The sequence below is a fragment of the Pseudomonas sp. genome, from assembly GCF_035497915.1.
Lineage (GTDB): Bacteria > Pseudomonadota > Gammaproteobacteria > Pseudomonadales > Pseudomonadaceae > Serpens.
On sequence record NZ_DATJCS010000021.1, the window covers coordinates 54,192 to 68,046 of the forward strand.

Sequence of the window (13,855 nt, forward strand, 5' to 3'; positions counted from 1 at the left end):
GAGGAAGAGAGCGGGAGCCGAGGGGCCGGCGGGGATCCGCCGACCATCGGCATGCCGTCAGAGGTCGTAGTTGAGCCCGACGAACAGGCTGCGGCCCATGAGGATGTTGTCGACCGAGCGGGCGACGTCGTCGCGTTTCTCGTTGGCCAGGTTGTTGATGCCCGCCTTGAGCGCCAGCTCCGGGGTCGCCTGGTAGCGTGCGCCCAGGTTGAGGGTGTGGTAGGCGTCGCTTTCCACGCTCGGCCGGGCGGCGGAGACATACAGCAGCTGGCTGCCGGTGTACTGGTAGTCGAGGTTGGCACCCAGTTTCGCCGTGGCCTGCCAGTCGATGCCGACGTTCGCGAGGTGGCGGGGCGTGTTGCGCAGGGTTTCGCCGCTGTCGCGGTTCTCGCTGTCGGCGTAGGTGTAGTTGGCGCGCAGGCCGATGGCCGGGTTGAGCGCGTAGCGCCCCTGCAGCTCGTAGCCGCGGATGCGCGCCTTGTCGACGTTGCTGTAGGTCATCACGCTCGGCCGGTAGCCGGCGCGCCAGCTGTCGGTGTAGATCATGTCCTTGATGTCGTTGGCGAAGAACATGACGCCGGCCTCCAGGCGGTCATCCTGGTACAGCGTGCCCAGCTCGTAGCTGGTGGCGGTTTCCGGCTTGAGGTCGGGGTTGCCGACCAGGCTGCACATGCCGCGGCAGGCCAGCACGCTGTAGCTGTCGTCGAGCTGGTAGATGCTCGGCGCCTTGAAGGCCTTGCCGGCGCCGCCCTTGATCACCCAGTGGCTGGTGAGGTTGTACACGCCATAGACGCGCGGGCTGAATTCGCCGCCAAAGCTGTCGTGGTCGTCCCAGCGCCCGCCGAGGGTGATGTCCAGGGCGCCGAGGGAGAATTCGTCCTGCAGGTAGAGGGCCTGCTGGTCCACGCGAACCTCCGAGCCCAGGTTCTGGCTGTGGGCGAGCTCGGTGCGGCGCAGTTCGCCGCCGGCGGTGAGCCGGTGGTTGCCGAGCAGGCCGCTGAGCTGGCCGTCGAGGGTGTCGTTGATCTGGCTGACGTTGCCCTTCCCGCCGCGCAGGGTGGTCATCAGCTCGGAGTCGTCCATCAGGTCGACGTCCTCGTGGTAATAGCGCACGCGGGTCTCAAGCGCGTCCCAGTTGCCGGTGTGGCTCAGGCCGAGGGTCCAGCGCTCCATTTCCTGCAGGTTGGTCGGGAAGGAAACGCCCGAGTTGTTCCAGGTGGCCTTGCGGTCGTCGCTGCGATAGCTCATGTCCAGGTCGACCGTCTGCTGCTCGTCCACCAGCCAGCTCAGCGCGCCCAGCGCACTGCCGGCCTGGCGTTTCTCCGTGGCGTCGGTGTTGGGGAAGACGGTCTGCTCGGAGCGCCAAGCGGCCTGGTCGGTCGATTCCAGGATCAGGTTGCCGAGCAGTACGTTGTCGACCAGGGCGCCGCCGAGGTAGCCGCTGGCGCGGTGACGGTCGCCGGACTCGCCCTCGGTGGGATGTTCGTACAGGTAGCCAATGCCGGCCTGGGGCGTGCCGGAGGGCTGGCGCAGGATCACGTTGACCACGCCGCCCAGCGCGTCGGCGCCGTACAGCGAGGACATCGGCCCGCGAATCACCTCGATGCGTTCGATGGCGGCCATCGGGATCGAGGACAGGTCGAAGTCGTTGGCGTAGTTGGAGGTCAGCGCCTCGCGCGAATTGACGCGCCGGCCGTTGATCAGCAGCAGGGTGTAGTCCGAATCCATGCCGCGCAGCTTGATCTCCTGGCGACCGTAGGACGAGGCGGGGCTGATCTGGGTGCCCGGCAGGTACTTGATCGCATCGGCCAGGGTATGCACCGGCCGCTTCGCCAGCTCTTCGCGGGTCACGACCGAGACGCTGGCCGGTGCGCTCAGCTCGCTGTGCGCGGTCTGGGTGGCGGAAATGACGATGTTGTTTGCGATCTCGAGCGTATCGGCCAGGGCGAGGCCGGGCAGCAGGCTGGCCAGCAGGGTCAACGGCAAGTGACGGGGACGGCGGAGGAAAGCAGACATGAAGACTCCATTGCGGGGGTATTCCCGGTTGGGGGTGCCGCCGAAACGTGCGGAGCAGAGAGAAAGGGGCTGGCGACGGGCAGGGATGCTAAAGTGCCGGTGCCTGGTAATCAATAGTAAACATTATCATTTAGATTAAGCTTAACGATGCGCGCCCGGCCGCTGGGGAGGGGAGGCAAGCCATCCGGCCCGCCTCAGGGGGTGCCAGACAAGGCGCAGCCGGGTGTACAACACTCCAATCCGGCGGCGTCATCACTGTGGTTGCGCAGCGGTGATGCGCGGCTTGAACGAAGGAGGTTTTCTATGCCCAAGGCCGCCCCGTTCGAGGAACACCATGAACGCTACGACGCCTGGTTTGGCGAGCATGCGTTCGCTTATCTGTCGGAGCTGCTGGCCTTGCGGCCTTTCGTGCCCTGGCAGGGGCGTGGCCTCGAAATCGGCGTCGGCACGGGTCGTTTTGCCGCGCCGCTGGGGGTGGGGGTGGGGCTGGACCCCGCACCGGCCATGCTGGCGCACGCCGCGGCGCGCGGCATAGAGGTGGTCGAAGGGGTGGCCGAGCACCTGCCGTTCGCCGACCACAGCTTCGATCACGCGCTGCTGGTGACCACCCTGTGCTTCCTTGATGCGCCCGACCAGGCGTTGCGCGAAGCGCGGCGGGTGCTGACGCCGGACGGACGCCTGGTGATCGGCTTCGTCGACCGCAACAGTGCATTGGGGCAGCTCTACGCACAGCGCCGGGAACAGAGCCTGTTCTACCGGGAAGCGACCTTCCGCTCTGCCGAGGAGGTGGAGCAATTGCTGCTGGGCAGCGGGTTCGCGATCGAGGCCTGGGGCCAGACGCTGGCCCAGGCGCCGGACGAGATGTGCGAAATCGACCCGTTGCGGCCGGGGCACGGCCAGTGCCCGTTCGTGGTGGTGGCAGCCTCTCCGGCGTGCGCGCCTTCCGAGGTCAGCCTGGCGGGCTGGGTGCGGGCGCCGGAGGAGCGCCCTGGGCCGGGGGCGGGACTGGTCAGGCGGGCCGACCGCTTTACCGGGCCTGGATGAGGGCGGCGATCTCGCTGGGCGTCAGTACCTTGCCCACCGAGACCACCTGGTCGTCGATGGCCAGCGCCGGGGTGGACATCACGCCGTGGGCGGCGATCTCGGCAAAGTCGGTGACCTTCTGCACGTCGGCCTCACGCCCGAGGCTGGCCAGCGCCGCCTGGGTGTTCTCGGTGAGGGTCAGGCACTTCTTGCAGCCGGAGCCGAGGATTTTGATGATCATGTGATTCTCCTTGGGTTCAGAGGAACAGGTAGGCGAGGCTGTTGAACAGGTAGCCGATCAGCATGATGCCGACCACGACGATGGCCAGGAACAGGGCCAGCAGCGGCGCCTTGACCACCTTCTTGAGCATGATCAGCGACGGCAAGGACAAGGCGGTCACCGCCATCATGAAAGCCAGCACCGTGCCCAGGCCAACCCCCTTGGCGACGAGCGCCTCGGCGATCGGCAGGGTGCCGAAGATGTCGGCGTACATCGGCACGCCGACCAGCGCGGCCAGCGGCACCGACCACCAGTTGTCCTGGCCGATCACCGTGGTGATCAGGTCCTGCGGAATCCAGTTGTGAATGGCGGCGCCGATGCCCACGCCGATCAGGATGTACAGCCAGACCTTGCGGATGATGTCGGCGACCTGCTCGCGGGCATAGGTCAGGCGGTCGCGCAGGGTCAGTTGTTCCTGCGGCAGATCCAGCACCTTGTGCTGGGTGACGAAGGCTTCGACGTACTGCTCCATGCGCGCCTGGCCGATCAGCGTGCCGCCGAGCACCGCCAGCACGATGCCCACCACCATGTAGGCCAGGGCAATCGACCAGTTGAAGATGCTGGCCAGCAGGATCATCGACGCCAGATCAACGAGCGGTGAGGAGATCAGGAACGAGAAGGTCACCGCCAGCGGCAGGCCCGAACTGGTGAAGCCGATGAACAGCGGGATGGACGAGCAGGAGCAGAACGGCGTGACTGTGCCCAGCAGGGCGCCGGTGAGGTTGGCCTTGAAGCCGCGCAGGCCGCCGAGAATCCTGCGGGTGCGCTCGGGCGGGAAATAGCTCTGCACCCAGGAGATGGCGAAGATCAGCACCGACAGCAGGATGAAGATCTTGATCACGTCATAGATGAAGAAGTGCAGGCTGCCGCCGAGGCGGCTGGCCATGTCCAGACCGAACACGTCCTCGACCAGCAGGCGGACCAGCCAGGACAGCCAGTCCATGCGCAGCAGCTGATCGTTCAGCCATTGGAAAATGCCCATCGTGTTTCCCTTTAGTGGCGCGGCAGCGCGCGTTCATACCAGCTGCGGCTGTTGTTGATCAGCTTCACCAGCCATAGCATCACCGGCACCTCGATCAGCACGCCGACCACCGTGGCCAGCGCGGCGCCGGAGTTGAAGCCGTACAGCACGATGGCCACCGCCACCGCGAGTTCGAAGAAGTTGGAGGCGCCGATCATGGTCGAGGGGCCGGCCACATCGTGACGGACTTTGAGCGAGCGGTTCAGGGCGTAGCCCAGGGCTGCGATGAACAGCGTCTGCAGCAGGATCGGCACCGCCAGCATGCCGATGACCAGGGGTTGGGCGACGATGGCTTCACCCTGGAAGGAGAACAGCAGCACCAGGGTAGCGAGCAGGGCGACGATGGAGAACGGCGAGATCTTCGCCAGTGCGGCCTGGAAGGTCGCCTCGCCACGCGTCATCAGTCGGGCGCGCAGGAACTGGGCAATCGCCAGCGGGATGACGATGTACATCACTACCGATAGCAGCAGGGTGTCCCAGGGCACCGGAATCGACGACACGCCGAGCAGCAGGGCAACGATGGGCGCGAAGGCGAACACCATCACCAGGTCATTGAGCGCCACCTGGGTGAGAGTGAAGTTGGCGTTGCCGTTGCACAGGTTGCTCCACACGAACACCATCGCCGTGCAGGGCGCGGCGCCGAGCAGGATCAGCCCGGCCATGTAACTGTCCAGTTCGCCGGCGGGCAGCCAGTCGGCGAACAGCACCTTGATGAACAGCCAGCCGATCAGCGCCATGGAGAACGGCTTGACCACCCAGTTGACGAACAGGGTGACGCCCATGCCGGCCTTCTGCTGGCGCACCTCGTGCAGCGCGCCGAAGTCGATCTTCATCAGCATCGGGATGATCATCACCCAGATCAGCACGCCGACCGGCAGATTGACCTTGGCCACCTCCAGCGCGCCGACCGCCTGCGCCGCCGCCGGCAGGTACAGACCGAGCAGGGTGCCGGCAACGATGCACAGGAAGACCCAGAGAGTCAGGTAGCGCTCGAAGACACCGAGCGGGGCGCCGGCGGCCTGGGCCGCCACTTCACAGGGACTGGACATGATGTTTCCTTTTTCTTGCAGGTGCCGGACGGCAGGTGGTCAGGTGCCAGGCCTTGAGTGCCGATACATTCGAAAATCTGAATGTTTTGGTTTCTCTGCCTGCGTGATGGGCGCCCGTACGGAAGATGAGTATTCCATCCCCTCGCTGTGGCGCCCTAGGTGCCGGCGCTCGCAGGCTTTACTTCATATGTGGCGGATAATATATTCGCCAAAACGAATTAACAACCGAGCCTTACGATGAGCCGCAAAACCAGATCCGCGAGCGCATCAAGATGTTCGTGCTGGTGAAGAACAAACACTGAGGATTGCCATGGTCGAGCACCTGACCCCCACCACGGTTTTCAAATGCCTGGCCGACGAAACCCGCGCGCGCATGACCCTGCTGATCGCCCGCGAAGGCGAGCTGTGTGTCTGCGAGCTGACCGCGGCGCTGGAGGAGAGCCAGCCGAAGATTTCCCGCCACCTCGCCCTGCTGCGCAGCAGCGGTGTGCTGGAGGATCGCCGCCAGGGCCAGTGGGTGCATTACCGTCTGCACCCCGATCTGCCGGACTGGGTGCATGAGATGCTCAGCACCATCCTGGCGGCCAACAAACACTGGCTGCGGCCGAATGCCGAGCGCCTGGAGGGCATGCGCAACCGCCCCGAGCGCACCGGCGCCTGCGCCTGACGCATGAGTATTCCCATGAAGGTCCTGTTCCTGTGCACGGCCAACAGTTGCCGCAGCATTCTCTCCGAAGCCCTGTTCAACCACCTGGCCCCGGCCGGCGTGCGCGCGTACAGCGCCGGCAGCGAGCCGAAGGGCTTCGTCCATCCGCTCACCCTGGACGCTTTGGAACGAGCGGGCGTGGCCTGCGACGGCCTGTGCAGCAAACCCATCGAGGCGCACGTCGAGCTGCAACCCGACGTGGTCATCACCGTCTGCGACAAGGCGGCCGGCGAGGCCTGTCCGGTGTTGTTCGGCCCGGCGCTGCGTGCCCACTGGGGGCTGGCGGATCCGTCGGAGGTCACGGGCAGTGACGACGCCATCGCCGCCGCATTCGACGCCACGGTCGCCCGGATCAGGAGCCGTATCCAGGCCTTTCTCGCCTTGCCGTTCGACCAGTTGGACAGCGCCGCCCTGAGAGCGGAACTGGCCCGTATCGGCAGTCTGTAACCCTTCCCACGGAATCGGCGGAAGCGCGTCAACCTGAGCAGTATCTGATCCCAAGGAAACTCACCGTGTCCCATCCCTACGACATTCTCGGCGTTCCCGGCGGCTCCGGCCGACTGATCTTCACCCCGTGCCCCGGTAGCAAGGACACCAGCGTGGCTGAAGCCCTGGATACCCTGCGGGCTGCCGGCGCCGAGGCGCTGATCACCCTGATGCCGCGTGGCGAGCTGGAGCAGAACCAGGCCACTGAACTGCCGCGCTGTGCGCCGAGCGCAACTTGCAGTGGTTTCACCTGCCGGTGTCCGACGAGCAGGTACCGCTGGTCGACTTCGACGCCGCCTGGGAGCAGGCGCGCGGGCGCATCGCGAGCCTGCTCGGCCAAGGCCGCAGCATTGCCATCCATCGCAAGGGTGGCTCCGGGCGTACCGGGCTGATCGCCGCGCGTATCCTCATCGACTGCGGTCTGTCGCGCGCCGAGGCCGTCGCCCTGGTTCAGGCCCTGCGCCCAAAAGCCATCCAGCATCCGGCGCACGTCGCCTGGATCGAGCAGTTCGGTCAGTAGAGAGCCCACATGCTAAAGACGTTTGCCCTGTTTGCCGTAACCGCTGTGGCTGAGATTGTCGGTTGCTACCTGCCTTACCTGTGGCTCAAGCAGGGCAAAAGCGCCTGGCTGCTGGTGCCGGCGGCGGCTTCGCTGGCGCTGTTCGCCTGGCTGCTGTCGCTGCACCCGACCGCCGCCGGCCGGGTGTACGCCGCCTACGGTGGGGTGTACATCGCGGTGGCAATATTCTGGCTGTGGTGGGTGGATGGCATTCGCCCCTCCGGCTGGGATCTGCTCGGTTCCGCCGTGGCCCTTGCCGGCATGGCAATCATCATGCTGGCGCCCAGACACTGAACTTGTCGGAGAGCACTCCTATGACCATCAAAGTAGGCATCAACGGCTTCGGCCGCATCGGACGACTGGCCCTGCGTGCGGCCTGGGGCTGGCCGGAGCTGGAGTTCGTGCAGATCAACGACCCGGCCGGCGATGCGGCGACCCACGCCCATCTGCTCAATTTCGATTCGGTGCATGGCCGCTGGCAGCACGAGGCGGGCTGCGACGGCGACTGCATCATCATCGCCGGTAAGCGCATCAAGGTCACCGCTAACAAGGCCATCGCCGACACCGACTGGTCGGGCTGCGACCTGGTGATCGAGGCCAGCGGCAAGATGAAGACCGTGGCCGTGCTGCAGGGCTACCTGGACCAGGGCGTCAAGCGCGTGGTGGTCAGCGCGCCGGTCAAGGAGGCGGGCGCACTGAACGTCGTCATGGGCGTCAACGACCGGCTGTTCGACCCGGCGCGGCACCGTATCGTCACCGCCGCGTCCTGCACCACCAACTGCCTGGCCCCGGTGGTCAAGGTGATCCATGAGCATTTGGGCATCCGCCACGGCTCGATCACCACCATCCACGACCTGACCAACACCCAGAGCATTCTCGACCAGCCGCACAAGGATCTGCGTCGCGCGCGCGCCTCGCTGATGAGCCTGATCCCGACCACCACCGGTTCGGCCACCGCCATCGCCGAGATCTTCCCGGAGCTGCGCGGCAAGCTGAACGGCCACGCGGTGCGCGTGCCGCTGGCCAACGCCTCGCTGACCGACTGCGTGTTCGAGGTGGAGCGCGCCACCACGGTCGAGGAGGTCAACCAGCTGCTCAAGGCCGCCGCCGCCGGCGAGCTCAAGGGCATCCTCGGTTACGAGGAACGTCCGCTGGTGTCCATCGACTACCGCACCGACCCGCGTTCGTCGATCATCGACGCGCTGTCGACGATGGTGGTCAACGGCACCCAGGTGAAGATCTACGCCTGGTACGACAACGAATGGGGCTACGCCAACCGCACCGTGGAGCTGGCCCGGTTGGTGGGCCTGGCCGATTGAGTGCGGAATCGCCCGACCCCTGTGGGGCCGGGTTTATCCCGGCCATCGGCGGTGGGATTGCCGTCGGTGCGCCGGCCGCACTTCCGCTGGCCGGCGTAAAGCCGGCCCCACAGTTTGCATAGGCGGGTTACGACGCTGTGCGGCTAACCCACCCTACGATTCCCTTGCACCAGGCTCTTCCATGCACGCCCTGACCCGCCTTTCCCCCGAAATCCGCCAGTACCTGGTCGTCACCGGCAACTACTGGGCCTTCACCCTCACCGATGGCGCGCTGCGCATGCTTGTGGTGCTGCATTTCCACGGCCTGGGCTACAGCCCGCTGCAGATCGCCGCGCTGTTCCTGTTCTACGAAATCTTCGGCGTGGTCACCAACCTGGTTGGCGGCTGGCTGGGCGCGCGCCTGGGGCTGAACCGCACCATGAACATCGGCCTGGGTATGCAGGTCGCGGCGCTCTTGATGCTCACCGTGCCGGCCGCCATGCTCAGCGTGCCCTGGGTGATGGCCGCGCAGGCGCTGTCCGGCATCGCCAAGGACCTCAACAAGATGAGCGCCAAGAGCTCCATCAAGCTGCTGGTCCCGGACAGCCAGCAGGGCACCCTGTACCAGTGGGTGGCGGTGCTGACCGGCTCGAAGAACGCCCTCAAGGGTGTCGGCTTCTTCCTCGGCGGCCTGCTGCTCACCGGGCTGGGTTTCACCAGCGCGGTGCTGGCCATGGCTGCGGTGCTGGCGCTGGTCTGGCTGGCCAGCCTGGTGCTGCTGAAGAAGGACCTCGGCAAGGCGAAGAGCAAACCCAAGTTCCGCGACCTGCTGTCCAAGAGCCGGGCGATCAACATCCTTTCCGCCGCGCGGCTGTTTCTGTTCGGCGCCCGCGACGTGTGGTTCGTGGTGGCCCTGCCGGTGTTCCTGGCCAGCAGCTTCGGCTGGGACTTCTGGCAGGTCGGCGGCTTCCTGGCCAGCTGGGTGATCGGCTACGGCATCGTGCAATCCATCGCCCCGTACTTCACCGGCAAGCGCAGCGGCCGGGTTCCGGATGGCCGCGCCGCCTTCGTCTGGGCGCTGTTGCTGGCCGGCCTGCCGGCCGCCATCGCCCTGGGCCTGTACAGCGCGCTGCCGGCGCAGGCGGTGCTGATCGGCGGCCTGCTGCTGTTCGGCGTGCTGTTCGCCATCAACTCCTCGCTGCACAGCTACCTGATCGTCAGCTATGCCAAGGAGGACGGCGTGTCGCTGGACGTGGGCTTCTACTACATGTCCAACGCGCTGGGTCGGCTGATCGGCACGCTGCTCTCGGGCTGGGTGTTCCAGGCCTACGGGCTGGAAGCCTGCCTGTGGGTGTCCAGCGCTTTCGTGCTGCTGGCGGCGCTGATTTCCCTCGGCTTGCCGCGCCATGGCGCGGCCGGCCACAACCTGACGATGCAGGGAGACCGTGATGACTGAGACCAGGACCAAGATGACCTTCCAGGTGCGCTCCATTCGCCAGGATGCCCACGGCAGCGAAGCGCAGTGTAAGGATGCCCGCATTCAGCTGGACACCGACCTGGCCGGGCGGCGTGACGCCTTCAACCCGGCCGAGCTGCTGCTCGCCGCGCTGTCGGCCTGCATGATCAAGGGCATCGAACGGGTCGTGCCGATCCTGAAGTTCTCCCTGCGCGGGGTGGAAGTGCGCATCGACGGGGTGCGCCAGGACGTGCCGCCGAGGATGGAGTCGATCCGTTACGAGATCATCGTCGACACCGACGAGCCGGACCGGCGCCTCGACCTGTTGCACGAAAACGTCCGGAAGTACGGCACGGTCTTCAATACCGTCGCCCCCGGCACCGAACTGAGCGGCGTCCTGCGGCGCGGCTCGGTCGAAGAGTAGGGGCGGCTCATGGCGCATATCCATCAGCAGCATTACGACCGGGCCTTTGCCATTGGTATCGCGCTGAACCTGGGTTTCGTGGCGGTGGAGGCCTTTTATGGCTGGCAGGTGAATTCCATGGCCCTGTTGGCCGATGCCGGCCACAACCTCAGTGATGTCGGCGGGCTGATCCTCGCCTGGGCGGCCATGGCCGCCACACGGCTACAGCCGAATGCCCGGCATACCTATGGCTGGCGGCGTGGCTCGATTCTCGCCAGCTTCATCAATGCCACCGTTCTGCTGGTGGCGATGGGCTCCCTGGCCTGGGAGTCGATCCTGCGCTTCCAGCAGCCCGAGGCCCTCGCCGGCGGGACGGTGATGGTGGTTGCCGGCATCGGCGTGCTGGTCAATACCCTTACCGCTGCCCTGTTTCTCTCCGGCAGTCGCGAGGATCTCAACCTGCGTGGCGCCTTCCTGCACATGGCCGCCGACGCCCTGGTCTCCATCGGGGTGGTGCTGGCGGGTGGCTTGTACCTTTGGCAGGGCTGGGCGTGGATCGACCCGCTGGTGGGGCTAGGGATTGCGGTGCTGATCGTGATCGGCAGCTGGTCGCTGTTTCGCCAGTCCCTGCACCTGCTGTTCGATGGCGTGCCGGATCACATCGACCCGCTGGCGGTCCGTCGATTCCTGCTCGCGCAGCCAGGTGTGTGCGGCGTGCATGATCTGCACATATGGGCGCTCAGTACGGCTGACGTGGCGCTGACCGCACACCTCAACATGGCGCCATCGCCCGAGGACGACACGCTCCTGCAGGCGGTCGCCCTCGGCCTGCGGGAGCAGTTCGGCATCCGGCATACCACGCTGCAATTGGAACGGGACATGACCTGTGCGCCGATTGCGCCGCCCCCGGGCCCATCGCGAAACGCCCAACGCCCTAGTGGCGATCCTCCCAGCCGCTGACCATCGCCCGGATATGCGCCAGCGGCGTGTGCCCGGTGGTGGTCAGGTACACATGCACGATCAGGAAGATCAGCATCAGGAAAGCCCCAAGGGTATGCAGCGTGGCCACCTGCTCCAGGCCCAGCCAGCCGGGCACATAGGCCTCCAGGCGTCCCCAGAACAGGTACAGCAGGCCGCTCAGCCAGATCAGCGGGTTGATCAGCAGCAGCACGCCCAGGTAGGCGATGCGCTGCAGCGGGTTGTGCTTGCGCTCGCGGGTCACCTTGTAGGGGTGGGGCGCGCCGATGAAGATGCCGTGGGCGTAGTAGCGCGCCACGCGACCGATGTTCTCCAGGGTCGGGATGTACTGCTTCCACTGCCCGGTGGTGAAGTGCCAGAAGATGGCGAAGATCCACAGCGCGATCAGCAGCCAGGCGGCGACTTCATGCACCTGCACGGCCTGGCGGAATCCCAGCAGCGAATGGCTGCCGTGAATGGCGAAGCCGCTGAACAGCAGGGTGAGGATCAGCGCCGCCTGCGACCAGTGCCAGAAGCGCTCGAAGCGGGTGAACAAGTAGAGACGCTCGCTCATGAAGTCCTCCGGCGTACATGCGCGACCAGGCGCAACAGGGCATGGATGAGCACGCCCAGCAGGGCGAGGCCGGCCAGGCCGAAGCCGAGGCGATCGAGCAGGTCGTTGCGGTCCTTGCCCGGCAGCCAGATGCCGGGCACCGAGGCCAGGCGACTCTGGCTGGCATGGCACTGCACGCAGTCCAGGGCCTGCTCCTTGGGGGCGACCATGTGGGTGATCGGCCAGAGCATCTGCGTATCGACGAAGCCGAACTGGCCGCTGTAGGGCGTGCCGCTGGCTTCGGCGCCGGCCTTGAGGGCCTTGGACCAGTCGAAGTGGTACCAGAACGCGGTGTCGTCGGGCACGGCGGTGTGCGGCACCAGCAGGGTCAGGTTCTCGGTGTCATACGGCTGGCGGCTGTGGAAGGTCTTCACCGGCCAGATGCGCGCATCGCTGGCGCCGGGCGTGCCATGGAAGCGGTTGATCGGCACCCGCTGGCCCGGATCGATGCGGGTGTCGGGCTGCACATAGGTGACCCGGCCGTCGAACCATAGGTAGTCGGGCACCAGGTTGTCGCCGAGGACGAAGTCGCCCTTGCGGCTGTCGTAGATCACATGGCCCGTGTCGTCCTTGCGCTGGAAGGGCTTGCCATCGGCATCCAGCTGGCCGGCGGTGGACCAGTCCCAACCCATTTTGGTCGGCACGCCGCCGCGGGCGAAGGTCGGAATGTGGCAGCTCTGGCAGGCCAGGGTGCGGGCATGCTCGTTGAGGCGCGTGGCCTGCAGCGGATTGCCCTGGTGCGGCTTATCGCCGTGGCAGGACTGGCAGGTGGACGGATTGCGCGTGCTGTTGCGCAGGCCACGCAGGATCGCGGCATGCGGGTCGCTGGCGGTCACGCTGATGCGGCTGCCGGCGATGCGGTGCTGGTCGGCCACGTGGCAGGTGGAGCAGCTGAAATTGCCGCCGTCGACGGCCATGTGCACGTCGAGGCTGCGTGGGGCGTTGTTCAGCGAGGAGTCGAGGTCGCCGTGCTTCACGCCGTCGCCGCCGCCCCCGTAGTAGTGGCAGGCGCCGCAGGTCTGTCGTGAGGTGGCGCCGATGTTGCGTGCCACCGCGGCCAGGTTCACCGGGTCGACGAACTTGCCCGAGCCGGGCGAGGTCTCGGTGCGCACTAAGGGAGGATGTCCAGCCAGGCCGGCGAGCTTCAGGTAGTTGCCGGTGTTGTGGCAGGCCAGGCAGTCGACCTTGCTCTCGTCGGTGAAGTCGAAGCTGGCGTCCTTCCAGCCATAACCGACGTGGCAGGACTGGCAGAACGCCTCGTTGGAGCGATCACCGATGCAGAAGCCGTTGAGCATGGTCCGCTTGCCCAGGCGCTGGCCGGTGTCCGGGTTGGTGTAGTCCCAGGTCCAATGGCGGGTGGCCATGACCTGCTTGGCCGCTTCGGTATGGCAGCCGAGACAGGCGCGGGTGACTTCCTCGCCGCTGGCGAAGGGTCCCTGCAAGGCCTGGAAGCGGCTGTGATCGGCGGTGGCCGCCGCAGCCAGCCCCGGCAGCAGGGCGAGCACTGCCACAAGCCAGGCATACCCGCGATGCAGACGGATCATCGTCCCCGTCTCCTCTGGGGCAATGTGGGAACGATAGTTCATGGCTACACCTCGCCCGTCGCGTCTGGTTAGATTCACTCCGGCACGCAGATCCGCCCGGCCAGCGCGGCTTGCAGCGTCTTGAACACCAATACCGTGACCACCAGGCTGAGCAGCGCCAGCAGACCCCAGCTCAGGCCGCTGAAGAACGCCAGCTCGCTGCGCCGGGCCATCTCCAGGGTTGCCAGGGTCAGCGCGGCGAGCGGAAAGGAGTAAGCCCAGGAGGACATGAAGAAGGGCACGCGCAGGAAGCGCGCGGCGTTGCTGGCCAAGAGCAGGGCCAGGAACAGGGCGATGTAATAAAGGATGCGGGCGAAGGCATCCAGGCTGTCGGTCAGTTGCAGGTAGGCCAGGAAGCCCACCGAGGGCGGCGCCAGCAGGATGAACAGCGTCGGCGTCAGGCGC

At 66.3% G+C, this 13,855-nt stretch carries 15 protein-coding genes and 1 pseudogene; 9 read left to right on the forward strand and 7 right to left on the reverse strand.

Going from position 1 to position 13,855, the window contains the following annotated elements:
• Nucleotides 1-57: 57 nt before the first annotated feature.
• The gene (locus VL129_RS07480) at nt 58-2,016 is read right to left on the reverse strand and encodes a TonB-dependent receptor domain-containing protein (RefSeq protein ID WP_325411647.1); all 1,959 of its coding nucleotides are present in this window, start codon (nt 2,014-2,016) and stop codon (nt 58-60) included.
• A gap of 303 nt (nt 2,017-2,319) precedes the next feature.
• Between VL129_RS07480 and VL129_RS07485 the strand changes: the two genes are divergently transcribed.
• Nucleotides 2,320-3,060, forward strand: coding sequence for a class I SAM-dependent methyltransferase (locus VL129_RS07485; RefSeq protein ID WP_325411649.1), 741 nt, complete (start codon nt 2,320-2,322; stop codon nt 3,058-3,060).
• Here VL129_RS07485 and VL129_RS07490 read toward each other — a convergent pair.
• Genes VL129_RS07490 through arsB form a run of 3 tightly spaced genes read right to left on the reverse strand, consistent with a single transcriptional unit; the run spans nt 3,044 to nt 5,389 of the window.
• A complete protein-coding gene (locus tag VL129_RS07490) occupies nt 3,044-3,280 on the reverse strand; it encodes a thioredoxin family protein (protein ID WP_325411651.1) in 237 nt (78 codons plus the stop codon). The genes VL129_RS07485 and VL129_RS07490 overlap by 17 nt on opposite strands.
• A 16-nt stretch (nt 3,281-3,296) precedes the next feature.
• Nucleotides 3,297-4,301, reverse strand: coding sequence for a permease (locus tag VL129_RS07495; protein WP_325411653.1), 1,005 nt, complete (start codon nt 4,299-4,301; stop codon nt 3,297-3,299).
• 11 nt (nt 4,302-4,312) lie between these two features.
• The gene (gene arsB / locus VL129_RS07500; RefSeq protein ID WP_325411655.1) at nt 4,313-5,389 is read right to left on the reverse strand and encodes an ACR3 family arsenite efflux transporter; all 1,077 of its coding nucleotides are present in this window, start codon (nt 5,387-5,389) and stop codon (nt 4,313-4,315) included.
• Between the two features lie 310 nt (nt 5,390-5,699).
• Between arsB and VL129_RS07505 the strand changes: the two genes are divergently transcribed.
• From VL129_RS07505 to VL129_RS07540, 8 genes and pseudogenes are all read left to right on the forward strand, one after another.
• Nucleotides 5,700-6,056: a metalloregulator ArsR/SmtB family transcription factor gene (locus VL129_RS07505; RefSeq protein WP_325411657.1), complete on the forward strand. Its 357-nt coding sequence runs from the start codon at nt 5,700-5,702 to the stop codon at nt 6,054-6,056.
• 15 nt (nt 6,057-6,071) lie between these two features.
• Nucleotides 6,072-6,542: an arsenate reductase ArsC gene (locus VL129_RS07510; RefSeq protein WP_325411659.1), complete on the forward strand. Its 471-nt coding sequence runs from the start codon at nt 6,072-6,074 to the stop codon at nt 6,540-6,542.
• 65 nt (nt 6,543-6,607) lie between these two features.
• Nucleotides 6,608-7,101: pseudogene (locus VL129_RS07515) on the forward strand (phosphatase domain-containing putative toxin).
• Between the two features lie 9 nt (nt 7,102-7,110).
• Nucleotides 7,111-7,434 carry a YnfA family protein gene (locus VL129_RS07520; protein WP_325411661.1) on the forward strand — a complete coding sequence of 108 codons (324 nt, stop codon included), beginning with the start codon at nt 7,111-7,113 and terminating at the stop codon, nt 7,432-7,434.
• A 20-nt stretch (nt 7,435-7,454) separates the two neighbouring features.
• A complete protein-coding gene (locus VL129_RS07525) occupies nt 7,455-8,459 on the forward strand; it encodes an ArsJ-associated glyceraldehyde-3-phosphate dehydrogenase (protein ID WP_325411663.1) in 1,005 nt (334 codons plus the stop codon).
• A 181-nt stretch (nt 8,460-8,640) separates the two neighbouring features.
• Nucleotides 8,641-9,894 carry an organoarsenical effux MFS transporter ArsJ gene (gene arsJ, locus VL129_RS07530; protein ID WP_325411665.1) on the forward strand — a complete coding sequence of 418 codons (1,254 nt, stop codon included), beginning with the start codon at nt 8,641-8,643 and terminating at the stop codon, nt 9,892-9,894.
• On the forward strand, nt 9,887-10,318 hold the full coding sequence (locus VL129_RS07535) for an OsmC family protein (protein ID WP_325411667.1): 432 nt from the start codon (nt 9,887-9,889) through the stop codon (nt 10,316-10,318). Before arsJ ends, VL129_RS07535 begins: the two co-directional genes overlap by 8 nt.
• Before the next feature lie 9 nt (nt 10,319-10,327).
• Nucleotides 10,328-11,257, forward strand: coding sequence for a cation diffusion facilitator family transporter (locus tag VL129_RS07540; protein WP_325411669.1), 930 nt, complete (start codon nt 10,328-10,330; stop codon nt 11,255-11,257).
• On the opposite strand, the gene VL129_RS07545 is transcribed toward VL129_RS07540, so the two are convergent.
• The 3 genes from VL129_RS07545 to VL129_RS07555 all read right to left on the reverse strand — a co-directional run.
• A complete protein-coding gene (locus VL129_RS07545; RefSeq protein ID WP_325411671.1) occupies nt 11,232-11,828 on the reverse strand; it encodes a cytochrome b/b6 domain-containing protein in 597 nt (198 codons plus the stop codon). The genes VL129_RS07540 and VL129_RS07545 overlap by 26 nt on opposite strands.
• On the reverse strand, nt 11,825-13,453 hold the full coding sequence (locus VL129_RS07550) for a tetrathionate reductase family octaheme c-type cytochrome (protein WP_325411673.1): 1,629 nt from the start codon (nt 13,451-13,453) through the stop codon (nt 11,825-11,827). The genes VL129_RS07545 and VL129_RS07550 overlap by 4 nt, the downstream gene beginning before the upstream one ends.
• A 32-nt stretch (nt 13,454-13,485) precedes the next feature.
• A partial coding sequence (locus VL129_RS07555) for an SLAC1 family transporter (protein WP_475491201.1) occupies nt 13,486-13,855 on the reverse strand: 370 nt, incomplete at its 5' end.

Excerpts from the sequence above, each read along its gene's own strand:
- VL129_RS07505 (WP_325411657.1), top strand. The coding sequence starts at position 5,700 with ATGGTCGAGCACCTGACCCCCACCACGGTTTTCAAATGCCTGGCCGAC.
- VL129_RS07480 (WP_325411647.1), bottom strand. The coding sequence starts at position 2,016 with ATGTCTGCTTTCCTCCGCCGTCCCCGTCACTTGCCGTTGACCCTGCTG.
- VL129_RS07495 (WP_325411653.1), bottom strand. The coding sequence starts at position 4,301 with ATGGGCATTTTCCAATGGCTGAACGATCAGCTGCTGCGCATGGACTGG.
- arsB (WP_325411655.1), bottom strand. The coding sequence starts at position 5,389 with ATGTCCAGTCCCTGTGAAGTGGCGGCCCAGGCCGCCGGCGCCCCGCTC.
- VL129_RS07485 (WP_325411649.1), top strand. The coding sequence starts at position 2,320 with ATGCCCAAGGCCGCCCCGTTCGAGGAACACCATGAACGCTACGACGCC.
- VL129_RS07545 (WP_325411671.1), bottom strand. The coding sequence starts at position 11,828 with ATGAGCGAGCGTCTCTACTTGTTCACCCGCTTCGAGCGCTTCTGGCAC.
- VL129_RS07535 (WP_325411667.1), top strand. The coding sequence starts at position 9,887 with ATGACTGAGACCAGGACCAAGATGACCTTCCAGGTGCGCTCCATTCGC.
- VL129_RS07490 (WP_325411651.1), bottom strand. The coding sequence starts at position 3,280 with ATGATCATCAAAATCCTCGGCTCCGGCTGCAAGAAGTGCCTGACCCTC.
- arsJ (WP_325411665.1), top strand. The coding sequence starts at position 8,641 with ATGCACGCCCTGACCCGCCTTTCCCCCGAAATCCGCCAGTACCTGGTC.
- VL129_RS07525 (WP_325411663.1), top strand. The coding sequence starts at position 7,455 with ATGACCATCAAAGTAGGCATCAACGGCTTCGGCCGCATCGGACGACTG.
- VL129_RS07510 (WP_325411659.1), top strand. The coding sequence starts at position 6,072 with ATGAAGGTCCTGTTCCTGTGCACGGCCAACAGTTGCCGCAGCATTCTC.
- VL129_RS07540 (WP_325411669.1), top strand. The coding sequence starts at position 10,328 with ATGGCGCATATCCATCAGCAGCATTACGACCGGGCCTTTGCCATTGGT.
- VL129_RS07550 (WP_325411673.1), bottom strand. The coding sequence starts at position 13,453 with ATGAACTATCGTTCCCACATTGCCCCAGAGGAGACGGGGACGATGATC.
- VL129_RS07520 (WP_325411661.1), top strand. The coding sequence starts at position 7,111 with ATGCTAAAGACGTTTGCCCTGTTTGCCGTAACCGCTGTGGCTGAGATT.